The sequence below is a fragment of the Geobacter argillaceus genome (genome assembly GCF_007830735.1).
In the GTDB taxonomy this organism is placed as follows: domain Bacteria; phylum Desulfobacterota; class Desulfuromonadia; order Geobacterales; family DSM-12255; genus Geomobilibacter; species Geomobilibacter argillaceus.
Map to the genome: position 1 here is coordinate 48,359 of NZ_VLLN01000020.1, position 22,724 is coordinate 71,082.

A 22,724-nucleotide genomic window follows, 5' to 3' on the forward strand; every position below is an offset into this window, starting at 1 on the left:
CGATATCTGCTAGCGCAGCATAAACAGGCCGCAGAGGGCGAAAATGCAGAAAAATATCGAGACCCGGAACAGGGGCGGATGCCAGACGTGCCGATAGACGCCGCATCGCCCCATGATTCTGTCAAGGGCCGTCTGGATGGCGGCGCTTGCAAGAAAGACGAGAAACATGGTCGGCATCAGTGCGTCAAGCAGCGAAAATTCACGCGGCATTGGCTATTTCCTCCGTGGTATTCTCGGGCAGACCGCCGGTGGCGGCTGCCAGGACTGTTTCGTCGTCAAGGAGTGCAATCCGCATGAGATGCAGCGATGCCAGCAGACGGCGCAACGTATCCCTGTCATGGGGGGTATGGGATTCGAACTCCATTTCACGTTGGATCGAGTTAATGGCTAACGTTACGCTGTCAAGGGTCGCCTCGCGGTGCCGGGCGGAAAGCCTGCGGAAAAGGCGCGCCGTTGAACGGATGCTTTCCTGCACCTGGTCCGACAACCAGGGTGGCATCTGCACCATAGCCGCGTCTTCACGCACATGGATAACTGCACGGCCAATCTCTCTGACCGAAAGAATCCAGGCCACAAGCCGCTGGTTCTGATCATCCGCCAGGTGCTTGGTTGACTCCATCTTGTGCAACAGGTCGTAGGTACCGCTTTCAAAACGGTTCAGAATGCCGGAAAGCGGATCAAGGCAGGCCATGACCACCTGCCGGCGTATTTGTCCGGCCATACGGCGATTGAACCATGCGCCGGTGGCGGGTACCAGCGTCATGAATACCAGACCGGCTATGGCCGTGCCCAACAGCGATGCACTACCATCATTGATGAGCCCCACCGGGTTGAAAACCATGGGATTCGACGGCGAAAGCATTGCGAGGAAAAAGACAACGTACCCGGTGCCGATGGCGACCCAGCGAGGATACGTGATGACATAGGACCCGATCATCAAAAAGGGGAGGAGCGCCATACTTAACAGCGTGAATCCGTCCAGCGACGGCATGATGAAACACGCAAACAGGAGTGCAAGGACATACCCTGTACCGTGCCCCATGATCATATGTCGAACGCCACGGTACTGATCCGGCGCGGATCCGAACAGAGCGCTTGTAACCGCCGCAAAGCTCAGGGCGCTGGCGCCATGGGGCCACGCAGTGGCAATCCAGAAAACGCTGATCAGAAGGATTGAGACAAAAGCCTTCCCTCCGGTGAGAAGGGCAGCCACCGGGTCGGTGTACGTTGCGAACTGGATGTCGTCGGGAGGTTTCGGCCCCTGCTCCTTGTCAGACAGGGTTGCGTATGTCCTTGTATACCCATGCAGCTCGTGCAGGAAACGGTGCAGGAGCTCAATCGCAGTCTCGAAATCAGCCCGGTTCTGGGCATCGTTTAAGGCGGGAACGTCTGCTCTGGCCTGCCTAACCTTTCGCGCAAGGACAGCCCGGAATGCGGCGATGCGGCGGGCTGCCACATGCGCTGCGTGGGAGCTTTGTGGAGTTGCTGCCGTAGGTTCGAGAACCAGGCCCAGCGAATCGTATATATCAGTGAGAACCTCTCCTGCGGGGAGGGCATTTTTGGTTAACCGATTCAAGAGTTGATGAAAGGAATAGAACGTGGTGGAAGCCGCCATGAACTCGCTATTGAGCTTTCGAAGCTTCAGGTCGCGGGAACGCACTTCCGGATCTTCCAGAAAAGCTGCATTGCGTATGGATTCGAGGGCAAGCACATTGCCGACCAGCTTCATCTGCATGGCTTCCAGTTCGCCGGTGGCGGCCGTACCTGAAAGCGACCTGCGCACGAACGCCATGAACTCCACATAGCGGTTTTGCACGTTGCTCGTTATCTGATCGGAGAGACGTAGCGGAAATATAATGTCGCTTACCACCCCGGCGCACAGGATGCCGAGCGTCACTTCCGAGAGCCGGGTAACCGCAAGGGAAAAGGCTGCATTGGGCTGCGGTGCCGCCGACAACCCGGCAAGGGCAGCGGAATATCCGGCAAGGACGCATCCGTATGATTTGAAATCGCGGTAAAATGCGGCTCCAACGGTACAGAGCCCTACCCACAACGCCAAGCCGAGCAGGAATAACACCGGTTCCTGCGCAAACAGGCTGACGAGCAGTAGACTAACCATGACACCGGCCAGCGTACCGCCGATGCGATACACGCTTTTCGTCAGGATCATCCCCGTCTGCGGCCGCATGACGATAAAGACGGTGATCATCGCCAGCCGCGGCTGGTCGAGTTGGAACCGCATCGCCAGCCACAGGGCCAGAAGCGCTGCCAGGGCGGACTTGAAGACAAATATCCATCGCCATCCTTCCGCTGTGCCCCAGGCAACGGCTTCCTGCTTCAGCGACGGCAGCCAGGGGGATGCGGCAGACGAAGGGAAAACACTCATCGCGACCCCTCCGGTGCCGGTGGCGTTACCGGCGAGCCACCGCCCAATGCCTGCATCAGTGCGGCATATGCATCGAGAAAACGCGCCTCCACCTGCACTTTTCGTTGGGCCTCCAGGAGGGTCTGATTTTGCGCATTGAGAACATTCAGATACTCTGTAAGCCCTGTCCGGAAGCTCTTTAAGGCTATGTCATAGGCCCGATTGGCCAGGGAGTTCGATTCATTGACCTGGACACGCTGCTTTTCCAACGAGCGTAGTGTCACAACCTGGTCGGCGACGTTCTCCAGAGCCCGAATCAGGGTCTCGTTATACGACTCGACCGCAATATCGTAGTCGGCGGTGGCGGCACCCAGTTGGCTCCGCAGCCGCCCCCCTTCGAAAACCGGCAGGGATATTGCCGGCCCGAACCCTGCTATCAGCGACCCCGGCGACAAAAATTGGGCAAAGCCGAGGGATTGCCACCCGGCAAACGCCGTCAGGTTGATGTTCGGGTAAAATTTTGCCTTGGCCACGTCTATTCCCTTGCCGGTAGCCTCCACCCTCCACCGCTGGGCCACCACATCGGGACGACGGCCCAGGAGCTCTGCCGGCAGGAAAGACGGTACCTGCACCGGCACGTTGGAGGAAAGTGCAGGTGGGCGAATCTGCTCCCCATCGCCGGGTCCTTTGCCGGTAAGGGCACTCAACTGATTGTGCAACAACTCGATGGACTCGGAAATCCTCTCAAGCTCGGCCCGTGCCGCAGGCAAGGGCGTTTCCGCCTGCCTCAGGTCGAGTTCGGTCGCAATCCCGGCCTTGAGCCGCTTTTGGGTTATATCGAGGATATCCTGCCGCTGTTTCAGTGTTGTCTGCGCTATATCCTTCAGCCTGCACTGGAGTGACAACTGGACATACACCCGGACCACCATTGTTTCGAGGGCGAGTTGAACTTCCTGTGCCTCGGCTGTTGAAACCTGAACGGAGCCCAGGGCGGCGGCAAGGGCACTTCGGTTCTTTCCCCAGAGATCGAAATCATACATAAAGTCGAGGGTTGCCACGTTATTCCAAGCCCAATTCCCCGCATAGGGAGCTTTGACGAATTGATGTTCGGTAAACTGCTGGCGGGTGAAGTCCGCATCGGCCTGGACTGACGGAAAGAGGGCCGACTTGGCAATACCGCTGAGCGCCATCACCTTCGCAACCCGTGCTTGGGCAATACGTATGGAGGGGTTCCCCGATGTTGCCTCCGCAACCAACCGGTTCAACTGCGGATCACCGTAGGCCTTCCACCACTCTTGCGACGGCCAGGGCGTCGCTTGGTGAGCTGTAGATTTGAGTGCGCTGCCTGCGTTCAGTTTATTGGGATCAAGTCGGTGAGAATGGGTCGAAATGCTGCGTGGGAAGCTGGCACAACCGCCGAGGAAAAGCATCAGCGCCAGGGAGAATAGTGCAATGTTTATTCGAGAGCTGAACAGACGTGTCTCCTGTATTTTTGTGTATGAGTATATGGCCGCTTACAAAACCATTACGTTTGAATGGAGATAGGTTGAATGGGTTATGAAAATGACAGTGGCCGGAGCCAGCGATGCTGGGAGTGCCGGCCACATGAAATATGTATTCCTTATTAATTGACGGCCATAGAAGTGGAAATGAATTGATAGTCAGCCAGCCTTACTTCAAGCCGTTGTAATTCATCGGCTGTATAGGCCGAAGTTCCTTTGTTCAGTTCGTTTTGCAGCTTCGATATTATTTCCTGAATGCTGCATGTTCGATCACCACAGTTTTCGGAGTTTACCAGGAACAGGGGTTTTTGCCGGCTCCGGCCTTAACGTCTGCTACAGATGCAACTACACTAGTTACCGCTTAAAATCGTGAATTCGTATTTTTTTGCGACGGTATTAATCTTGTCCTTTAGCGAGTTAATTTCTGCCTCAAGCTGGGTTATTTTTCCCACATCAATTCCTTCATGCAAACCGCCTTCATAATCACGGTATGCATATTGTTTATTCAATTCTAATTCCTTTGTTTTCAGAGCGACACGAAGTGGCTCCGTCTCTTGGGTAAACTGGTTATATGCCTGTTTATCGACACTGTTAACCACAAGTATGCCTGGATTTGACGCTGATGCAGATACTGAACTCACTGAAAATATTGCGAATGTCATTGCAATTCCGACGATCATGTTCTTTTTCATTTTACTTCTCCATGTAGTTTATTCTTAGCACAGCTAGTAAATATTTCTCACTGCTTGCTGCAGATCGCCGAGCAAGATCCTGACGGTCTCAAATCGGCTGGTTGAAGAATTTTGTAGATCGACTGCCAATACTATTATGTAAATGTTCTCATGATGTTTTCTCCCTTCCCCTTGTTATGGTGACAATAGTTGCTACTACAAGTATTGAGGCAAGAGAAATGTTATAGCAATAATTGTCACAACAGATTGTGTGCAAAAAAATTACTCTAGATTTCGGGAAATAGTATCGAGCGTCCGTCGTAAGGCCTCAGAATCATTATCTGTCAAGCCATTGAACATCTTCGCCTTTATGTGAAGCACCAATGGATTGCACTGTTCTACGCATCGTTTCCCTTCATCGGTCAGGTAGATCAGGTAGGCACGCCGGTCGTTGAGGGCATCAACGCGACGCACCAAGCCTTTCTTTTCGACCTTGTCGAGAATACGGGTCGTATTGGCCTGATCCTTGAAAATTTTATCTGCCAGTTCCTTCTGGCTGAGGCCGTCTTGTTCCCACAACCGGACCAAGACTACCAATTGTTCGGAGGTCATATTCAAGTGCTTGAGCTGTCTGCCAATCTGACACCTAAGCCGGTTAACCACCTTCACCAGCATAAAGTCCAAGGCGTTATCGAGTTTTTCTTCACGTATCCCTAACATGTTTATACAATAGTTGTTGCATCATGTATGTGTCAAGAAAAATATCTGAACAGCTGTTTCATGAATGGCCTCGCCTTTGAGTTTGTGTTTTAATTCAAGCACTGACCGCAACGACCCGGTTGCGTCCCTGCTCCTTTGCCTTGTAAAGAGCGGTGTCGGCCCGTTTCAGCAGGGATTCGACGCATTGGTCGCCGGGTGCGAGAATCGTCAAGCCGACGCTAAGGGTGACGGAGATCTGTACATCGCCTTCGTGAAAGGTCTCGTTCATGATCCTGCCCCGAATCCGTTCCGCCAGGGCCACTGCTTCATTCAGGCCGGTTCCTGGCGAGACCACCAGGAACTCTTCACCGCCTATCCGCCCGACAAGGTCGTAGCGACGCATCGAGTCCCGCACCAGATGGGCCACTCGCTTGAGTACGAAGTCGCCGAAGGGGTGGCCGTAGGAGTCATTGATCCGTTTGAAGTGGTCGAGGTCGATGATCATGATACAGAGCGGTTCGCTAAGGCGAGTGCTCCGCTCGCTCTCCTCTTCGAGTCGCTTCATGATGACCCGCCGGTTTTTCAGTCCGGTCAACTCATCGGTGGTGGCCTGTTTCTTCAGGGTTCGCTGCACATCGTCCAGTTTTATGACCAGTCGCCAGGTAAGAAAGTAGGTGACCACCACCAGGAACAGGATGGTCAACACGGCACTGATGGTGATCAGCAACCGGATGGTGGTAGCCTCTTTGACCATGTTCGTTGCCGGAATGGTGATGCTGATGGCGCCGATGATACTGCCGATTCTATACCCCTGGGTATGGTGACACTCCAGGCAGGTCTGATCGACGAACAGCGGGGTGATGTAGCGGAAGATCGGTGGGTTTGCTTTGTCCAGCAACCGGGCGGCCAGTTTTTCCCCGTGCTCGAACCGCTCCAGGGCCTGCTGCTCGAATGGATCGGGCCGGTTGTTCCGGTCAAGGGGTTTCATGCTGATCAGCCGGAAACGGACCCCTCCCTCCCGTTCGCTCATCCGGGAGATTTCGGTGGCCATGATGGCATGGTTGCGCAGGGTGAACATCCGTCCGTCGGAGCCGTGAATATCGGGCTTTATGCCGAGCGCCTCCAGATAGGAGTTGGTTTCGGTTCCTTTCTTCTTCTCGACGTAGACTCCGCCGTAATTGAAGTTCCACCGTTTGGCGTGATCCAGCAGATCGGCATAGGCTGCAGCTTGCTCCTGGATACGCTGCAGCATCTGATCGCTTGTCCGAGTGTAGAGGTAGATAAAGAGGCAGGTTACCAGAAGGGAGATGGTGATGCAGAGGATGAGCAGAAAAAGGCGCACATGTTCGAAGTAGGCGAACGGCTTGGGCCAGACCTTGGAAAGCATGGAGCTTATGTGCTTATCGCCCTGGTGGCGGGTGTTCATGGGATAGCCCCCCCTCTGGTGTCGCAATCACTGGTGCATGGGGTTTCCTTCTGCGCCTGGGCCGCCGTTGTCGGCGGGGCTGGTCATCGGTCGCCGGAGCGGCATGTGTTGTCGTTGGTACGGGCTGGGCTGCTGCCAGCCGCTCCCACCAGGAGACGATACGGTCGTCCTCCGGCTCGACGGAGCTGCGAAAACGGAGATACTGCAACGTGTCGCCGAAATTGGGTCTAACAACCACTGCCTGGGCGCGACGGCCCGGAATGGTGCGGAGGCGGTGGCTGCTGGCGAGGATGTCACGCATCTGTACTACAATACGGTTTGGGATCAGGACCACGGGGGCCAGCTCTTCCAGGAGCGTGGCAGTAGCCCGGTCCATGGCCGGCTGAAAGGATTCCTTCCTGCCGCGCAATCGCTCAGCCTCCTCTGAGAGGTATTGGCCGCACAGGAGGGCCATGAGCAGTGGAGGGGATATCGTTACGCCATCGGCAACCTGCTGGTCGGTCCATTCCAGGGCCTTGCCGAGCCAGACATGGGGGAACCCTTCATGTTCGGCACTCAGCCAGGAGGCCAGCGAGGGCAAGAGGTAGGTAAAGAGGCCGCAATTACGCAACAGCTGATAGGTCCGTTCCCCTTCACCGGAGAGGAACAGCTTGAGCAGCTCTTCGTACAGTCGTGCCGGGGCGGCCCGACCAATGGTCGGTGCAAGCTCGACCAGGGCCTGCCAACTGTTCTTTTCTATCGTGAATCCCTGGATGGCCGCGAACCGGATGGCCCGGATCATCCTGACCGGGTCCTCGGTGAATCGTTGCCACGGATCGCCAATGGTCCGGATGACGCCACGCTGCAGGTCATCCAGGCCGCCGACGTAATCGATGAGCGAGAAGTCGGCAATGTTGTAGCACAGGGCGTTGACCGTAAAGTCCCGGCGCCAGGCGTCCTCTTCCGGGCTGCCGAAGAGATTGTCCCGCAGGATCATCCCTTCCTCGTCCCTGAGTACCTGCGGGTGCCGGTGGTTTTCGAGCGGAGTGGCTGCTTCTCCCTCATCTTCGCCGGTAGACTCGGCTGCGTTTGCCCGGAACGTGGCCACCTCGATGATGCCGTCGTTGAAATGCAGGTGGGCAAGTCGGAACCGGCGCCCAACCAGGCGGCAGTTGCGGAAGAGCCGTTTCACCTGGTTCGGGGTGGCGCTGGTGGCGATGTCGAAATCCTTCGGCTCCCGGCCGAGGAGCAGGTCCCGGACACAGCCGCCGACCAGGTAGGCGGTAAAGCCGTTGTCATTGAGACGGTAAAGCGCCTTGACGGCGTTCGGATTAAGAAGCCGGCGGGAAATGGTATGCTCTGAGCGGGAAAGTATGCGTGGCAAGGCGTTTTTCATGTGGCAACCTTACCACACTCCCCTCCCGATGGCAAAGGCCGCACGGTCGTTTCCGCCTGCTTCATTGATTTTTTGACCTGGGTCATGCAGATTGATAGATGTCAGCACTAAAGTGGACACATGGAACAGTTCACCCCCAAACAGCTCAACGACCTGAAGGTCATGGCCAGATTCATCGAGGTTTACTGCCACGCACGGCATGACCGGACCAGCCAGGCATTGGCCGACCTGCCGGTCGCTTTGCAGTCCTGCTTCCGCAGAGGGCTACGACTTTGTCCCGATTGTGCAGCGATCCTGGACCATGGCATCAGGAAGCGGCTCAACTGTCCGCTCGACCCCAAGCCGACCTGCAAGGATTGTCGCATCCACTGCTACAGCAAGGAGTACCGGGCCAGTATCCGGGAGATCATGGCATTTTCCGGAAGGAAGATGATCCTGCGCGGGCGGCTCGACTACCTTTGGCACTATTTCTTTTAACCGTAACTACGTCAATATGTGAGGAGAATGGAAAATGATCAGAAAAATCGTGCAGATCGATGCAGAAAAATGTAACGGCTGCGGCCTCTGCGTCCCTTCCTGTGCCGAAGGGGCCATCACGATCGAGGGTGGCAAGGCCGTGCTGGCGGCCGACAACCTGTGCGACGGCCTGGGAGCCTGTCTGGGCGACTGCCCCCGGGATGCCATCCGGGTCATTGAGCGGGAGGCGGACGGATTCGATGAGGCGGCGGTGGCCGAGCATCTCAAGGCCAGCGGGCAAGAGCCCCATCCGCCACACCGGCAACCGGTTGACACGCCGCCGGTACCTGGCCATGGCGGCGGATGCCCCGGCTCCAGGGCAATGTCGTTTGCCCCATCTTCAGTCGCTCCGGATAATACGGAAGGTGGCAGTCGGCGCAGCCAACTGGCCCAGTGGCCGGTACAATTGCACCTGGTGCCAACCAATGCCCCGTATTTTCAGAACGCCGACCTCTTGATCGCCGCTGATTGCGTCCCCTTTGCCTACGGCGATTTTCACAAGGATTTCCTGGCAGGCAAGGCCCTGGTCATCGGCTGTCCCAAGCTGGACGACAACAACTTTTACCTGCAGAAGCTGACCGAACTGTTCCGGGTTTCTGCCATCAAGAGCATCACGGTTCTGAGGATGGAGGTCCCCTGTTGCGGTGGCATCGTCATGGCCGCTCGTCAGGCCCTGGCCGCGTCGGGAAAGGATATCCCGTTCAGGGAGGTGACCATCGGCATTCAGGGCGGAGTGAAATAAAAAGACAAATAGGATAAAATTTGTCTTTTTATGTTGACAAGGAGATACGCCCCTGATATTTTTTCTTTCAATGAACACACAACGTATTGTTCCGAAAGGAGAACACTCATGAGTCTTTGCACCCTTGTCACCAAAGAGGCCCCTGATTTTACTGCCGATGCGGTTTTGCCGGACGGCACATTCGGCCAGATCACCCTTTCCTCGTACCGGGGGAAGTATGTAGTCCTGTTCTTTTACCCACTGGACTTCACCTTTGTCTGCCCTTCGGAGATCCTGGCCTTCAACAAGAAGATTGCCGCCTTCAAGGAGAAGAACTGCGAAGTGGTCGGTGTGTCCATCGATTCCAAGTTCACCCACTACGCCTGGCGCAATACGCCGGTGGAAAACGGCGGCATCGGTAATATCCAGTATCCGCTGGTGGCCGATCTGAACAAGAATATTGCCCGCGAATACGGTATCCTCTTCAACGAGGCCGTGGCCCTGCGCGGCCTGTTCCTGATCGATACCAAGGGGGTCATCCGCCATGCGGTGATCAACGACCTGCCGCTGGGGCGGAGCGTGAACGAGGCGCTGCGCATGGTGGACGCCCTGCAGTTCGTCGAGACCCACGGCGACCAGGTCTGTCCGGCCAACTGGCAGGAGGGGGATGACGCCATGAAGGCGACTACCGAAGGGGTGGCGTCGTACCTGGCCAAACACGGCAAGTAGCCGGTAGCAGAAGCGAAGAAAACGGCGCAGCTCTTACGGGCGCGCCGTTTTTGTTCGGGGTTCACGGTATGACGGAAGCGAGCTTGTTGACCAACCCGGTGCTCTGCGGTGCCGACCCGATGGAGCGGATTGTCGGGGCGGAACTGGCCGGCCGCTTCATCAGGCTGTTCCAGCGCACCGGGACCGGCGTCATCTTTCGTGACGATCCGTTTCACCCCTTCATCCTGCTGGAGGATGAGCAGCTCCTGACCGGGATACCCCTGCCGGTCAGCTGCCAGCCGCTGGAAGGGGAGGGTGCCTTTTGCGCCATTGCCCGGTTTGCCAACTGGCGTGACTGTCTCAGCGCCAGAGATGCCCTGATCAAGAAGACCGGCAAGACCCCCAGCGCTGCCGCTGCACCCTATCTGTTCCTCTCCGACCCGGTGCATCAGCACCTCTTGCTGACCGGCAAGACCTTCTTCAAACATCTTCCCTTTACGGAACTGAAACGGCTTGCCATCGACATTGAAACCTTCACCGCTCCCGGGTTCGAGTTTTCCAATCCGGATCGGGAGGAGGACCGGGTCATCTCGGTAGCCATGGCCGGCAGCGACGGCTTCACTGAGGTGCTGGACGGGACTGCGTTGAGTGAACCGGCACTATTGCGCCGGCTCACGGAACTGATCCAGTGGTACGACCCGGATGTGCTGGAAGGCCACAACCTCTTCCGGTTCGACCTGGAGTATCTTCGGGTCCGGGCCGCCCGCCACGGTGTGCGGCTTGCCTGGGGGAGGGACGGAAGCGAGCCGCGGGTTCACACCTCCCGGTTCACGGTGGCTGAACGGGCCGTTGACTACCCGCGCTGGGACCTCTATGGCCGCAATATCGTCGATACCTATTTTCTGGTGCAGCTCCATGATATGACCAGCCGCGATCTGGAGAGCTACGGCCTGAAGAGCGTGGCCCGTCACTTCGGCCTGGCCGCCGCCGACCGGGTCTATGTGGATGGGGGGGATATCGCCCGGCTTCTGCAGGATGACCCGGCCAGACTGCTGCGGTACAACCTTGACGACGCCCGGGAGACCTCGGCCGTTGCCGGTTTGCTCGCCTACCCGTTTTATCTTCAGACCGGCATGTTCCCCTATTCCTACCAGAATTGCGTGGTCAGGGGGAATGCCACCAAGATCAACGCCCTGTTTCTCAGGGAGTATCTGCGCCAAGGGCGGGCCATTCCCCGCGGCGAACAGGTCCCTGAAATGGCCGGTGGCTACACGGCGACCTTCGTGACCGGTGTGGTCGGCCCGATACTCCACTGCGACGTGGCGTCGCTGTATCCTTCAATCATCCTCATGGACCGGATCGCGCCGCGTCAAGATACCCTCGGTCTGTATCTCGGCCTGCTCCGGGAGCTGCGGGCGTTTCGTCTGCAGGCCAAGGAGGCGGCGCGCAGCGCCGTCGAACAGCAGGAGCGGGAGTACTGGAGCGCCTTGCAGCAGACCTTCAAGGTGCTGATCAACTCTTTCTATGGCTACCTGGCCGCGCCGATCCACAATTTTGCCGATGGTACTGCCGCCGCAGCGGTGACCAGCCGCGGGCGGATGCTGATCAACGCCATGCTGGCCTGGCTGGAGGCCGAACATGCCCGTCCGGTGGAGGTCGATACGGACGGGATCTATTTCATCCCCCCTGAGAGCGTCGCCAACGAAACCGACGAAGAGCGGTTCGTCGCTCGCCTTTCCGATGCCCTACCCGCCGGTATCCGGGTGGAACTGGCCGGCCGTTACCGGACCATGTTTTCCTACAAATCGAAGAACTATGCCCTGCTGACCTACGATGGCCAGGTGATCGTCCGGGGTAGCGCCCTCAAATCGAGGGGGATCGAGCTGTTTCTCCGCCAGTTCATGGCCGAGGCGTTACAGCTTCTTCTGCTGGGCAAGAGCGGTGAGGTGGAATGGTTGTATCGGGACTATCAGGATCGGCTGAGCCGCCACCGGATTCCCATCGCCCGACTTGCCCGGACCGAGACCCTGGCCGAATCTCCTGCCACCTACCGGGAAAAGGTGCGCAGAGGCAAGCGCAACCAGGCGGCAGCCTATGAGCTGGCCCTGCAGTCGGAGCGTGAGTACCGGGCCGGGGACCAGATCAGCTACTACGTGGCCGGCCAGGGAAAGGGGGTTGCCGTGCATCTCTCCTGCAGACCGGCCAACTCCTACGATGCGGATCATCCCGATGAAAACAGCGCCTATTATCTGGAAAAACTCCGCTCTGCCTGGCAGAAATTCGCGCCGTTCGTTCCGGGTGAGCCAACGCTTTTCGATCTGTGAAAAATGGCTGAAACTCCGCCGGAACTTGCCAGGGTGGGGCAAGTGTGTTACAAGGAGTCAAGCGGATAACACCATTTATTGAAGCGGAAAGGAGCGCCCCACATGCGTTCAGCGGTTCTTGCCCTTACCCTCCTGATGTTGATTGTCGCATCTCCCTGTCTGGCCATTGAAGCACAGAAACCGGAAGCGATTGCCGACAAGATGGCCTTCAAGTTTGCCCGCGGGATAACCAACGTGGCAACGGCCATTGTCGAGATACCCAAACAGAGCTATCTGACCGTCAGAGACCGGGGGGGAGTTGGCTACGTTGTCGGACCCCTCAAGGGGCTTGGCATGACCTTTTACCGTGGGCTTGTCGGGGTGGCGGAAACCGTCTTCTTCATGGTACCGCAGCCGGGCTACTACGACCCGATGATCGATCCCGATTATGTCTGGAAGGGTTGGGAGGATCGGCGGGCGGAACCGTTGAAGGACGTTACGGAGAAGGGGGAGTAGGATGGCTATCCTGCAGAGGCCGCTCATAGCGGTGCTCATTGTCGTGACTCTATGTTCCACTTCGTTTGCGGGAGATACGTACAAGACCATTGAATCCGCCGCGCCACAGGAGATCGTGGACGGCATGGCTGCCAAAGGGGTGCGCGGTGCCACCAATATCGTGACCGGCTGGCTGGAGATTCCCAAGCAGATCTATGTGACCGGTAAGGAGACTACCTGGCTGCGCGGCGCGGTGATCGGTCCCGTCAAGGGGATCGGCATGACGTTCGTGCGTACCCTTGCCGGTGTCGGTGAGCTGGCGACCTTTTTCGTTGCCTATCCCGGCTTCTACGACCCCTGGTTCGAGCCATCCTACGTCTGGCAGAAGGAATAGCCGCTATTAAGAAATTTCTTCTGTCCCGCTGTTCTCCTCGTCACAATAAAAAAGTCGCATCGTTTACCGATGCGACTTTTTTATCAATCAGCGTCAAGTAAGAAGAATTACTTCTTCTCGGCAGCCGGAGCAGCAGGAGCTTCTTCCTTCTTCTCGGCTTTCTTGGCCTTCTTGGCTTTTTTGGCTTTCTTAGCAGGCTTCTTCTCTTCTTTCTTCACTTCGCCAGCAGCCGGAGCAGCAGGAGCTTCGGTTTTCGGAGCTTCAGCAGCGAGAACGGTACCGGCGAAGGCGAGGGCAACCAGAGCGGCAACTACAGAGGACAGAACTTTTTTCATTGTGTTTCTCCTTTTGGAAAATGTGAACTGATGATCTTCTCTAAAGCAGGGGATGTGCCAAGATTGCTAGTGTTTGGTAATGTGCTTAAAATAAAGACAAATCCCAATAGCGGATTTGTCGGTGGGATTGTGGGGCTGCCGCAAATCGTCAGATGATTACCGCATATGCGGTAGGGATCGATGTATTTTGTGTGGTAGGGGAAAACCTTGCTCCCTGACAATCGCTTCTGTTACTATGTACAATTCAATTGTCCCGGATTTGGCAGTTTAAGTCATTTTCCGTCCACCCAGAGCCGATCACGAAACAGTGCCAAGCCACTCTCTACGGAATAACTCCAACAGCCAGGATGCCGGATTCATTGCCCATGCCGCCGTTGACCTTACAGGACCCTTTTGTGACCGATAATCATCTTCTTGCTGTGGAAAAACCCGCCCGCTACCTGGGGGGCGAGATGGGCTCCAGGCCCAAAGACGCCCCTGAGCTCCGTTTTGTCCTTGCTTTTCCCGACGTGTACGAAGTGGGGATGAGCCACCTGGGATTCCAGATCCTCTACCATGTGCTGAATGGCCCCGAGTGGCTGGCTGCCGAGCGGGTATACGCACCCTGGCCCGACCGGGAAGCCCAGCTCCGCGCCGCCGGTGCGCCGCTCACGTCGCTGGAAAGCGGCACCCCGCTGGCGGCTGCCGGGATCATCGGCTTCACGCTGCAGTACGAGCTTTCCTATACCAATATCCTGAACATGCTGGAGCTTTCAGGTATCCCGCTCCTGGCTGCAGAACGCGATCAGCGCTGGCCGCTGATCCTGGCTGGCGGGCCGTGCGCCTACAACCCCGAGCCGCTGGCCGACTTTGTCGATGCCGTGCTTCTGGGTGACGGAGAAGAGGCGGTCCTGGAGATTGCCGAACTCTGTCGCGAGTGGCAACAAAACGGCCGTGACAGGCAGTCGCTGCTTGAACGGCTGGCTGATTTGCCGGGGGTTTATATCCCGTCCCTGTTCCGGATCGACTATGACACTGATGGCCGGATTCAGACCATCATCCCCTTGAAGGATGGCTACAACAGGGTGCGTCGCCGCTTTCTCGCCGACCTGGAAACGGCCCCTTTCCCGTCAGCGCCGGTGGTGCCGCTCTTGAAGACGATCCACGACCGGGTCAGCATGGAGGTTGGGCGGGGATGTACCCGTGGTTGCCGCTTCTGCCAGGCCGGGTACATCTACCGGCCGGTGCGGGAGCGGTCGCCGGAGCGGATTCTCTCCGCCATCGACGATGCCCTGGCTAATACGGGGTACGACGAAGTCTCCCTTCTGTCCCTTGCCACCGGCGACTATGGCTGTCTTACTCCGCTTCTGCGGGAGCTCATGTCCCGCTATGCCGAGAGCAAGGTGGCGGTGTCCCTGCCGTCGGTCCGGGTCGGCACCCTCTCCGAGGAGTTGGTGGAGGAGGTGAAACGGGTACGCAAGACCGGGTTCACCCTGGCCCCGGAAGCCGGAAGCGAGCGACTGCGACGGATCATCAACAAGGGGATCAGCGAGGAAGAGCTCCTGAAGGATGCCTCTGCCGCCTACAACGCCGGATGGCGGCTCATCAAGCTCTACTTCATGATCGGTCTGCCGGGGGAGACTGAGGAGGACCTGGCTGCCCTCGTTGAGCTGGCCCGGCAGGTCAAATGGCAGGGGCGCCAGACCGGCCGTGGCGGCGAGGTGAACGTGGCGGTGTCCACCTTTGTCCCTAAGCCCCATACGCCGTTTCAGTGGGAGCCCCAGATCGGCTACGAAGAGACCCTCGGCCGGCAGGAATTCCTCAGGGACGCGCTGAAGCGGCGAAAGCTGAACTTCAAGTGGCACGATGCACCACTATCGGTGATGGAAGGGGTGTTCGCCCGCGGGGACCGGCGTCTCGGGGCGGTGCTGGTGGAGGCGCTTCGCCGCGGCTGCCGTTTTGACGGCTGGGGGGAGCACTTCAACTTTTCGGCCTGGCAGGCGGCGTTCGCTGCGGTCGGCATCGATCCCCGCTGGTATCTCCGCCGGCGGGAGACGGACGAACTGCTCCCCTGGGACCACCTGGATAGCGGCGTCACCCGGGAGTTTCTCCTCCGGGAACGTGAGCGCGCCCTGACCGGGGAAGCGACCCCGGACTGCCGCACCGGGGACTGTACCGGCTGCGGGGTCTGCGATTTCCGGGAGATCAGGATGCGGATTCAGCCCCGCGATGCCGCGGTAGGCGCACGTGCCACCACTCGTACCGAAGAGGCTGTGCCCGTCGAGGGGGTGGACCGGATTCGGCTCCGCTTCACCAAGACCGGCACCACCCGTTTCCTGAGCCATCTGGAGATGATCAATCTGTTCAGCCGGGCGGTGAGCCGGGCCGGCATCCCGATCCGCTTTTCCCAGGGATTCCACCCCCATCCCAAATTCTCGTTTGCCACGGCCCTCTCGGTCGGTGTAGAATCCCTCGCCGAATACCTGGATATGGAAGTTGCCCCCGGTTTCGGCGCAGAGGCGGTCCTGGCGCGGCTGAATCAGGCGTTGCCCAAGGGGATGACCGTGCTGGAGGCATGGTCAGTCCACCCCAAAGCGACATCCCTGTCGGTCATCATGGAGCGGGTGCGGTACCGGGTCACGCTCCCCATGACCGTGCCCTCCCTCTCAGCCAGCGCCGAACGCTTTCTGGCCCTGGAGAGCCATCCCTATCGAAGGGAGAAGAAGGGGGGTAGCCAGGAGTTCGACCTGCGACTGGAGCTCCACTGCCTCACGGTTGGCGATACCGTCATGACCATGGAGATCGGCCGGGGCAAGCCGCTGGAGTTTGTCGCCGCCATTACCGGCCTCCCCCTTTCCGACTTGGGAGAGTGCAGGATCGAAAAGGTCGCGGTGATTTTCAGGGAACAGGGGCCAGGGGGCGGGGACCAGTAAAGCCCGTGTACCGTTTCCGGTTGGCATCTTCTGATGCCACGACACAGATTTCATACCATTTTCAGATAAAGAACGAGAACTACACACATGCCCAATGAACTGGTTATCAACACCTCCTCCCACGAAACGCGCGTTGCCCTGATCGAAAACGGCACCATTGCCGAGCTCTACATCGAGCGGAGCAAGGTCAAGGGGATCGTGGGAAACATCTACAAGGGGAAGGTGGTCCGGGTGCTTCCCGGCATGCAGGCCGCCTTCGTGGACATCGGCCTGGAAAAGGCCGCCTTCCTGTACGTGGCCGACGTCTTCGACGCCCTGGACGAGTACGATTCGTTCATGGAGGGGAACGGGAGCAAAAAGGAGGTGGGACAGGAAGAAGAGTCCGAAGGGCCGGTCCTGCACCCCATGCACCCCATCGAGGACCTCCTCCAGGAGGGTCAGGAACTGCTGGTCCAGATCTCCAAGGAGCCGATCGGCACCAAGGGGGCGCGGATCACCTCCCACATATCCCTTCCCGGTCGCCACCTGGTCTACATGCCGACCGTGGATCACGTGGGGATTTCCCGTCGGATCGAGGACGAGGAGGAGCGGGAGCGGCTGCGGGAGATCGTCGACCGGATCAGGCCGGCCGGGAGCGGCTTCATCGTCCGGACCGTGTCGGAGGGGAAGAGCGAGGACGACCTCCTTGCCGACTTGAAATACCTCCTCAAACTGTGGGAGGAAGTGGCCAAGAAGAAGGACAATGTCCACGCGCCGGCACTGATCCACTCTGACCTGGACGTGACCCAGAAGGTGGTGCGGGATATCCTGACCGAATCGGTGGACCGGATCGTGGTCGACTCCAAGCCGGAGTATGACAAGGTTGTCCAGTTCATCACCACCTTCATGCCCAAGATGAAATACTCCATCGAGCTGTATGACGAGGAAGAGCCGATCTTCGACAACTTCGGCCTGGAGGTGGAGATCAGTCGTGCCCTGGGCCGCAAGGTCTGGCTCAAGAGCGGCGGCTACATCATCATCGAACAGACCGAGGCCCTCACGGCCATCGATGTCAATACCGGCCGCTTCGTCGGCAAGCACAACCTTGAAGACACCATTCTCAAGACCAATCTGGAGGCCGTCAAGGAGATTGCCTACCAGCTCCGGCTCCGCAACCTCGGTGGAATCATCATTATCGACTTCATCGACATGGAAAAGGAAGTCAACCGGGAAAAGGTCTACGGTGCCCTGGAAGAGGCGCTGAAGGCGGACAAGTCCAAGACCAACATACTGAAGATCTCGGAACTGGGACTGGTGGAGATGACCAGGAAGAGGGTGCGGGAGAGCATGGGGCGGATGATGTGCGAGCCGTGTCCCTATTGCGAGGGACGGGGATACGTCAAATCCAAGATCACGGTCTGTCACGAGATCTTTCGCGAGCTGCGTCGGGAGATGCTGGACATCCGTGGCGCCAAGGTCACCCTCACGGTCCATCCCCAGGTGGCCGATCTCCTGTATGACGAGGAACGGCGGGGGCTTGAGGAGCTTGAGCGGCGGTTCAAGAAACGGATCACGGTGCGGGCCAAGCCGGGGTTCCACCAGGAACAGTTCGAGATAGCAATAAGCTGAAATCGGGAAAATTCAACGCGGAAGGACACGGATCAAAGATCGGATCGACGCGGATGAACCTTGTTGTTTTTGGTTTCCCCAGTTCTTGGGGTTATTATCCGCGCTAATCCTTCAATATCCGCGTCCATCCGCGTTGAATTGCCGTTAGGAGGTCAATATGCTCGGAACACCATTGAAAAAAGGCGCCACCAAGCTCCTGCTCCTCGGTTCGGGCGAGCTGGGGAAGGAAGTCGTGATCGAGGCCCAGCGGCTTGGGGTGGAGGTCATTGCCGTCGACCGCTACCCGGACGCCCCGGCCATGCAGGTGGCCCACCGCAGCCATGTCATCAGCATGCTCGACCGCTCTGCGCTGGATCGGGTCATTCGCCAGGAGCGACCGACCTATATCGTTCCTGAGATCGAGGCGATCGACACCGGCTACCTCCTGGAACTGGAGCGGGAAGGGTTTACCGTTATCCCGACCGCCCGGGCCACGAATCTGACCATGAACCGGGAAGGTATCCGGCGCCTGGCCGCCGAGGAACTGGGGCTGCCAACGGCCGCCTACCGCTTTGCCAAAAGCATCGACGAGTTCCGGACCGGTGTGGCCGAGATCGGCCTTCCCTGCGTGGTGAAGCCGATCATGAGCTCGTCGGGCAAGGGGCAGAGCGTGGTCAAGGCCACCGCCGAGGTCGATGCCGCCTGGATCTACGCCATGGAGGGAGGCCGGGGGGCGTCCGACACGGTCATCATCGAGGAGTTCATCGCGTTCGATTACGAGATCACCCTGCTGACGGTGCGCCATGCGGCCGGCACCAGCTTCTGCCCTCCCATCGGCCATGTCCAGATCAAAGGGGACTACCACGAGTCATGGCAGCCGATGGCCATGACCGGCGCGGCGCTAAGGGAGGCACAGCAGCAGGCGCGGGCGGTCACCGACGCCTTGGGTGGGCGCGGCATCTTCGGGGTCGAACTGTTCATCAAAGGGGATCGGGTCTGGTTCAGCGAGGTCTCGCCCCGTCCCCACGACACCGGCATGGTCACCATGGTCTCCCAGAGCCTGACCGAGTTCGAGCTCCACGTCAGGGCGATCTTGGGGTTGCCGGTGCCTGTGGTGGTCAACCTGGCGCCGGCCGCATCCCATGTTATACTTGCTGACAGTGCTGCTAGGGAGGTTGCATTCAAAGGTGTGGCAGAGGCGCTGAAGGTTCCGGAGTGCAAGCTTCGACTTTTCGGCAAGCCTGATACCAGGCCCGGCCGCCGGATGGGAGTGGCCCTGGCGCTCGGCAGTGATACCGGCGAAGCCAGGCAGCGGGCCGAACAGGCCGCCCACGCAGTCTCGATACACACCGCCTGAGGAGGTTCCTATGGTTTTTGCCGCCAAGAAAGCCGATGTGCCCAATTTCGGGAAAAAGCTGGTGTCGGTGAACGGTCAGGAGATCCTGCTGATCAATCTGAAGGGCGAGATCTATGCCTGCGAGAATGAGTGCCCTCATCAGGGGAGCCCGCTCGTGGCCGGTGTGGTCAAGGACGGGCCGACCCTTTCCTGTCCGCGCCACGGCTACAAGTTCAATCTGAAGACCGGCGCCTGTCTGGACTTCCCGGAGTATACCCTCAAAGTCTACCCGGTTCGGCTGGAAGGGGACGATATCCTGGTGGAATTGGGGTGATAAAAACCCCTTGACGCCGCGGATATTTTCAGTTAATTTGTAACGCTCAGCAAAAAATAGCAAAGGTGGTGAGTTACATGTACGCAGTAGTGAGAACCGGAGGGAAGCAGTACAAAGTTTCCGAAGGCGACTTTTTGAAAGTCGAGAAGCTTGAGGGGGCAGTGGGTGACACGGTCGAACTCAAGGAAATCCTGATGGTTGGTGGCGACGCGGTTAAGATCGGAACACCGCTAGTGCCCAGCGCCTCTGTTGTCGGCAAGATTGTCGATCAGGGCAAGGACAAGAAGATCCTCGTCTTCAAGTCCAAGCGCCGGAAAGACTCCCGTAAGCTTTACGGGCACCGCCAGCTTAGAACCGTTTTGAAGATTGAAAAGATTAACGCATAACGCAAGGTAATTTCGACGGTGTCCTACGGGAGTATCCCGGGCTCGTCAGGAGGTTTTTCATGGCACACAAGAAAGGCGTAGGCTCATCCAGGAACGGCCGCGATTCGGACGGCCAGCGACTGGGATGTAAGAAATTTGGCGGCGAGCCGGTCAAGGCCGGCAATATCCTCTACCGTCAGCACGGGACCAAGATTCACCCGGGGACCAATGTCGGCTGCGGCAAGGACTATACCCTCTTCGCCTTGATCGACGGGATCGTGAAGTTCGAGCGGATGGGCAGGGACCGGAAGAAGGTCTCGGTCTACCCCGCCAACTAGGATTCCATTTCAGCAGGTCGCAAAAGCCTGGGGCTGTTGAGCTCCGGGCTTTTGTTGTTTCACGTGCCACGGCTGTGCATTCAGGGAACATGCCTGGTGTCGGTCTCAGCGCGTAGATATTCAGAGATACCCTATGAGCTTCATCGATGAAGTAAAAATCCATGTCAAGGCCGGTGACGGCGGCCCTGGTTGCGTCTCCTTCCGCAGGGAGAAGTTCGTCCCCCGGGGCGGCCCCAACGGCGGCGATGGCGGTGCCGGCGGCGACGTGTTTATCCAGGTTTCGCCCCACCTCTCCACCCTCTACGATCTGCGGCTCCATCCCCACCAAAAAGCGAAAAGCGGCAGCAACGGGATGGGCGCGGATCGCCACGGTGCCAGCGGTGAGGACCTGGTGATCCTGGTTCCCCAGGGGACCATCATCAAGGATGTCGAGACCGGCGAGATCCTGGCCGACCTGACCGAGACGGACCAGCGGCTGCTCTTCCTGAAAGGGGGGCGCGGCGGCCAGGGTAATGCCCGGTTTGCCACCTCCACCAACAAGGCACCCCGTTTTGCCCAACCCGGCGAGCCGGGCGAGGAGCGGTGGATCAGGCTGGAGCTGAAGCTGATGGCCGACGTGGGACTGCTCGGCTTCCCCAGTGTGGGCAAGTCCTCGCTCATCACCAAGGTTTCGGCGGCCCGTCCCAAGATCGCCGACTATCCGTTCACCACCCTGAAGCCCCACCTGGGGGTGGTGGCGTACAAGAACTACCGCACCTTTGTCATGGCCGACATTCCCGGCATCATCGAGGGAGCCCATGGCGGTGCCGGCTTGGGGCAGCGGTTTCTGCGCCATGTGGAACGGACACGGATACTTTTGCACCTCCTCGATCCCTGCCGGACCCATGATTCGGACCCGATCAGGGACTTTGAGACCCTGAACCGTGAGCTGGCCCTGTTCAACCCGGACCTGGCGGAAAAGCCCCAGATCATCGTGGTGAACAAGCTGGACCTGCCGGACGTGCGCGACCTCCTGCCGGCCATCGAGCCGTACTTCCGGGAGCGGGGGATGGTGGTCTTTTCTGTTTCGGCGGCGAGCGGCGAAGGGATACCGGAACTCCTGGACGAGATTGCCCGCCACCTCTGGGGCAAGGCGGAAGAGGAAGAGTGGTAGGATTGCCATGCAATTTCAACGGTGGTAAGATTTGACCTCGCCACCGGATTCGGTTCAACCCATGCGCCATGAGATTCTGAAAAACATCAAGCGGCTCGTCATCAAGATCGGTAGCCGTATCCTTACTGCTGGGGAGAACGGCCTCGACCGCGGCACGATCGATCGGATCGCCACCCAGGTGGCGAGCTTACGCGCCAGCGGGCACGAGGTGATCATCGTTTCCTCGGGTGCGGTGGCTGCCGGCCGTTCGGCCCTCGGGCTTGTCGGCCGGCCGCGGACGATTCCCCAGAAGCAGGCTGCGGCCGCCGTTGGCCAGACCCGGCTGATGCGGACCTACGAGGAGGCCTTTGCCGCCTTCGGCGCCAATGTGGGGCAGGTGCTCCTGACCCGCGAGGACCTGGCCGACCGCCAGCGTTTTCTCAATGCCCGGGCCACCATCGACACCCTGCTCGGCTTCGGCATCATTCCGATCATCAACGAGAACGACACGGTGGCGGTGGAGGAGATCAAGTTCGGCGACAACGACAACCTCTCCGCCCTGGTCACCACCCTGGCCGAGGCCCAGCTGCTGCTGATCATGACCGATATCGACGGCTTCTACAGCGCCGATCCGCGCACCGATCCCACGGCCCGCCTGGTGCCGCTGGTCAGGGCCATCACCCGGGAGGTTGAGCAGGCTGCCGGCGGCAGCGGCTCGTCGGTCGGTACCGGCGGCATGGCCACCAAGCTGGTCGCGGCCAAGAAGGTGGTGAAGTCGGGCGTGCCGACCCTGATGGTGAACGGTAGCAGTCCGGAGATCATCATCCGTGCCATGGCTGGCGAAGAGGTCGGGACCCTCTTTCTACCGGCCGGCAAGGGGATCAACCGGCGCAAGCACTGGATCGCCTACACCCTGCGGCCCCGTGGCCGGGTGATCGTCGATCAGGGTGCCCGGGAGGTTCTGGCGAAGCAGGGTCGGAGCCTCCTCCCTTCCGGGATCGTCCAGTTGGAGGGGGAATTCGAGCGGGGAAGCTGTGTACGGGTCTGCGGCCCCGACGGGACGGAGTTCGCCCGCGGCCTCACCGATTATTCCCATGCCGAGATCGCGAAGATCCTCGGCCACCGCAGCCACGAGATCGAACAGATCCTCGGCTACCGCTACGGCGACGAGATCATCCACCGGGACAACCTGGTGCTGCTGTGACAGAAT

At 58.8% G+C, this 22,724-nt stretch carries 22 protein-coding genes; 14 read left to right on the forward strand and 8 right to left on the reverse strand.

Going from position 1 to position 22,724, the window contains the following annotated elements:
- Window positions 1–9 precede the first annotated feature (9 nt).
- The 7 genes from JN12_RS14935 to pcnB form a co-directional block, all read right to left on the reverse strand.
- Entirely contained in the window at window positions 10–210 is a 201-nt protein-coding gene (locus JN12_RS14935; protein WP_145024151.1) for a DUF1656 domain-containing protein, read from the reverse strand.
- Entirely contained in the window at window positions 200–2,386 is a 2,187-nt protein-coding gene (locus JN12_RS14940) for an FUSC family protein (RefSeq protein WP_145024153.1), read from the reverse strand. Before JN12_RS14940 ends, JN12_RS14935 begins: the two co-directional genes overlap by 11 nt.
- Window positions 2,383–3,795, reverse strand: a complete 1,413-nt coding sequence (locus JN12_RS14945) for an efflux transporter outer membrane subunit (protein ID WP_145024155.1) — start codon at window positions 3,793–3,795, stop codon at window positions 2,383–2,385. The genes JN12_RS14940 and JN12_RS14945 overlap by 4 nt, the downstream gene beginning before the upstream one ends.
- 422 nt (window positions 3,796–4,217) lie before the next feature.
- On the reverse strand, window positions 4,218–4,559 hold the full coding sequence (locus tag JN12_RS14950; protein ID WP_145024157.1) for a hypothetical protein: 342 nt from the start codon (window positions 4,557–4,559) through the stop codon (window positions 4,218–4,220).
- 261 nt (window positions 4,560–4,820) lie between these two features.
- Window positions 4,821–5,258, reverse strand: a complete 438-nt coding sequence (locus JN12_RS14955) for a MarR family winged helix-turn-helix transcriptional regulator (protein ID WP_145024159.1) — start codon at window positions 5,256–5,258, stop codon at window positions 4,821–4,823.
- Window positions 5,259–5,352: 94 nt separating this feature from the next.
- Window positions 5,353–6,663: a diguanylate cyclase gene (locus JN12_RS14960; protein WP_246125883.1), complete on the reverse strand. Its 1,311-nt coding sequence runs from the start codon at window positions 6,661–6,663 to the stop codon at window positions 5,353–5,355.
- Window positions 6,638–8,038 (reverse strand): polynucleotide adenylyltransferase PcnB, encoded by a 1,401-nt coding sequence (gene pcnB / locus JN12_RS14965; protein ID WP_145024161.1) that lies wholly within the window; start codon window positions 8,036–8,038, stop codon window positions 6,638–6,640. Before pcnB ends, JN12_RS14960 begins: the two co-directional genes overlap by 26 nt.
- 120 nt (window positions 8,039–8,158) lie before the next feature.
- Here pcnB and JN12_RS14970 point away from each other — a divergent pair, with 120 nt between their 5' ends.
- The 6 genes from JN12_RS14970 to JN12_RS14995 all read left to right on the forward strand — a co-directional run bounded on the left by JN12_RS14970 (window position 8,159) and on the right by JN12_RS14995 (window position 13,175).
- Window positions 8,159–8,515, forward strand: coding sequence for a nitrous oxide-stimulated promoter family protein (locus JN12_RS14970; protein WP_145024163.1), 357 nt, complete (start codon window positions 8,159–8,161; stop codon window positions 8,513–8,515).
- 34 nt (window positions 8,516–8,549) lie between these two features.
- Window positions 8,550–9,296, forward strand: coding sequence for an ATP-binding protein (locus tag JN12_RS14975; RefSeq protein WP_145024165.1), 747 nt, complete (start codon window positions 8,550–8,552; stop codon window positions 9,294–9,296).
- Window positions 9,297–9,404: 108 nt separating this feature from the next.
- A complete protein-coding gene (locus JN12_RS14980) occupies window positions 9,405–10,004 on the forward strand; it encodes a peroxiredoxin (protein ID WP_145024167.1) in 600 nt (199 codons plus the stop codon).
- 68 nt (window positions 10,005–10,072) lie between these two features.
- Window positions 10,073–12,307, forward strand: coding sequence for a DNA polymerase domain-containing protein (locus JN12_RS14985; protein ID WP_145024169.1), 2,235 nt, complete (start codon window positions 10,073–10,075; stop codon window positions 12,305–12,307).
- Between the two features lie 102 nt (window positions 12,308–12,409).
- On the forward strand, window positions 12,410–12,802 hold the full coding sequence (locus JN12_RS14990) for an exosortase system-associated protein, TIGR04073 family (RefSeq protein ID WP_145024171.1): 393 nt from the start codon (window positions 12,410–12,412) through the stop codon (window positions 12,800–12,802).
- A 1-nt stretch (window position 12,803) separates the two neighbouring features.
- Window positions 12,804–13,175 carry an exosortase system-associated protein, TIGR04073 family gene (locus JN12_RS14995; protein ID WP_145024173.1) on the forward strand — a complete coding sequence of 124 codons (372 nt, stop codon included), beginning with the start codon at window positions 12,804–12,806 and terminating at the stop codon, window positions 13,173–13,175.
- Between the two features lie 107 nt (window positions 13,176–13,282).
- Here JN12_RS14995 and JN12_RS15000 read toward each other — a convergent pair whose 3' ends face one another.
- Entirely contained in the window at window positions 13,283–13,510 is a 228-nt protein-coding gene (locus JN12_RS15000) for a hypothetical protein (RefSeq protein WP_145024175.1), read from the reverse strand.
- Window positions 13,511–13,905: 395 nt separating this feature from the next.
- Here JN12_RS15000 and JN12_RS15005 point away from each other — a divergent pair, with 395 nt between their 5' ends.
- The 8 genes from JN12_RS15005 (at window position 13,906) to proB (ending at window position 22,718) form a co-directional block, all read left to right on the forward strand.
- Window positions 13,906–16,422, forward strand: a complete 2,517-nt coding sequence (locus JN12_RS15005) for a TIGR03960 family B12-binding radical SAM protein (protein ID WP_145024177.1) — start codon at window positions 13,906–13,908, stop codon at window positions 16,420–16,422.
- An 87-nt stretch (window positions 16,423–16,509) separates the two neighbouring features.
- Window positions 16,510–18,030 carry an Rne/Rng family ribonuclease gene (locus tag JN12_RS15010; protein WP_145024179.1) on the forward strand — a complete coding sequence of 507 codons (1,521 nt, stop codon included), beginning with the start codon at window positions 16,510–16,512 and terminating at the stop codon, window positions 18,028–18,030.
- Window positions 18,031–18,187: 157 nt separating this feature from the next.
- Complete coding sequence (purT, locus tag JN12_RS15015; RefSeq protein WP_145024181.1) at window positions 18,188–19,366, forward strand: formate-dependent phosphoribosylglycinamide formyltransferase; 1,179 nt, start codon at window positions 18,188–18,190, stop codon at window positions 19,364–19,366.
- Window positions 19,367–19,376: 10 nt separating this feature from the next.
- Window positions 19,377–19,679: a Rieske (2Fe-2S) protein gene (locus tag JN12_RS15020; protein WP_145024183.1), complete on the forward strand. Its 303-nt coding sequence runs from the start codon at window positions 19,377–19,379 to the stop codon at window positions 19,677–19,679.
- A gap of 77 nt (window positions 19,680–19,756) precedes the next feature.
- Window positions 19,757–20,065 carry a 50S ribosomal protein L21 gene (rplU, locus tag JN12_RS15025; protein WP_145024185.1) on the forward strand — a complete coding sequence of 103 codons (309 nt, stop codon included), beginning with the start codon at window positions 19,757–19,759 and terminating at the stop codon, window positions 20,063–20,065.
- Between the two features lie 59 nt (window positions 20,066–20,124).
- Entirely contained in the window at window positions 20,125–20,382 is a 258-nt protein-coding gene (rpmA, locus tag JN12_RS15030; protein WP_145024187.1) for a 50S ribosomal protein L27, read from the forward strand.
- Between the two features lie 133 nt (window positions 20,383–20,515).
- Window positions 20,516–21,535 carry a GTPase ObgE gene (gene obgE, locus JN12_RS15035; RefSeq protein ID WP_145024189.1) on the forward strand — a complete coding sequence of 340 codons (1,020 nt, stop codon included), beginning with the start codon at window positions 20,516–20,518 and terminating at the stop codon, window positions 21,533–21,535.
- Between the two features lie 61 nt (window positions 21,536–21,596).
- Entirely contained in the window at window positions 21,597–22,718 is a 1,122-nt protein-coding gene (gene proB, locus JN12_RS15040) for a glutamate 5-kinase (RefSeq protein ID WP_145024191.1), read from the forward strand.
- Window positions 22,719–22,724: the final 6 nt, after the last annotated feature.

Bases quoted from the DNA above. Each gene is read 5' to 3' on its own strand.
- JN12_RS14935 (WP_145024151.1), bottom strand. From the start codon at position 210: ATGCCGCGTGAATTTTCGCTGCTTGACGCACTGATGCCGACCATGTTT.
- JN12_RS14940 (WP_145024153.1), bottom strand. From the start codon at position 2,386: ATGAGTGTTTTCCCTTCGTCTGCCGCATCCCCCTGGCTGCCGTCGCTG.
- JN12_RS14945 (WP_145024155.1), bottom strand. From the start codon at position 3,795: ATGCTTTTCCTCGGCGGTTGTGCCAGCTTCCCACGCAGCATTTCGACC.
- JN12_RS14950 (WP_145024157.1), bottom strand. From the start codon at position 4,559: ATGAAAAAGAACATGATCGTCGGAATTGCAATGACATTCGCAATATTT.
- JN12_RS14955 (WP_145024159.1), bottom strand. From the start codon at position 5,258: ATGTTAGGGATACGTGAAGAAAAACTCGATAACGCCTTGGACTTTATG.
- JN12_RS14960 (WP_246125883.1), bottom strand. From the start codon at position 6,663: ATGAACACCCGCCACCAGGGCGATAAGCACATAAGCTCCATGCTTTCC.
- pcnB (WP_145024161.1), bottom strand. From the start codon at position 8,038: ATGAAAAACGCCTTGCCACGCATACTTTCCCGCTCAGAGCATACCATT.
- JN12_RS14970 (WP_145024163.1), top strand. From the start codon at position 8,159: ATGGAACAGTTCACCCCCAAACAGCTCAACGACCTGAAGGTCATGGCC.
- JN12_RS14975 (WP_145024165.1), top strand. From the start codon at position 8,550: ATGATCAGAAAAATCGTGCAGATCGATGCAGAAAAATGTAACGGCTGC.
- JN12_RS14980 (WP_145024167.1), top strand. From the start codon at position 9,405: ATGAGTCTTTGCACCCTTGTCACCAAAGAGGCCCCTGATTTTACTGCC.
- JN12_RS14985 (WP_145024169.1), top strand. From the start codon at position 10,073: ATGACGGAAGCGAGCTTGTTGACCAACCCGGTGCTCTGCGGTGCCGAC.
- JN12_RS14990 (WP_145024171.1), top strand. From the start codon at position 12,410: ATGCGTTCAGCGGTTCTTGCCCTTACCCTCCTGATGTTGATTGTCGCA.
- JN12_RS14995 (WP_145024173.1), top strand. From the start codon at position 12,804: ATGGCTATCCTGCAGAGGCCGCTCATAGCGGTGCTCATTGTCGTGACT.
- JN12_RS15000 (WP_145024175.1), bottom strand. From the start codon at position 13,510: ATGAAAAAAGTTCTGTCCTCTGTAGTTGCCGCTCTGGTTGCCCTCGCC.
- JN12_RS15010 (WP_145024179.1), top strand. From the start codon at position 16,510: ATGCCCAATGAACTGGTTATCAACACCTCCTCCCACGAAACGCGCGTT.
- purT (WP_145024181.1), top strand. From the start codon at position 18,188: ATGCTCGGAACACCATTGAAAAAAGGCGCCACCAAGCTCCTGCTCCTC.
- JN12_RS15020 (WP_145024183.1), top strand. From the start codon at position 19,377: ATGGTTTTTGCCGCCAAGAAAGCCGATGTGCCCAATTTCGGGAAAAAG.
- rplU (WP_145024185.1), top strand. From the start codon at position 19,757: ATGTACGCAGTAGTGAGAACCGGAGGGAAGCAGTACAAAGTTTCCGAA.
- rpmA (WP_145024187.1), top strand. From the start codon at position 20,125: ATGGCACACAAGAAAGGCGTAGGCTCATCCAGGAACGGCCGCGATTCG.
- obgE (WP_145024189.1), top strand. From the start codon at position 20,516: ATGAGCTTCATCGATGAAGTAAAAATCCATGTCAAGGCCGGTGACGGC.
- proB (WP_145024191.1), top strand. From the start codon at position 21,597: ATGCGCCATGAGATTCTGAAAAACATCAAGCGGCTCGTCATCAAGATC.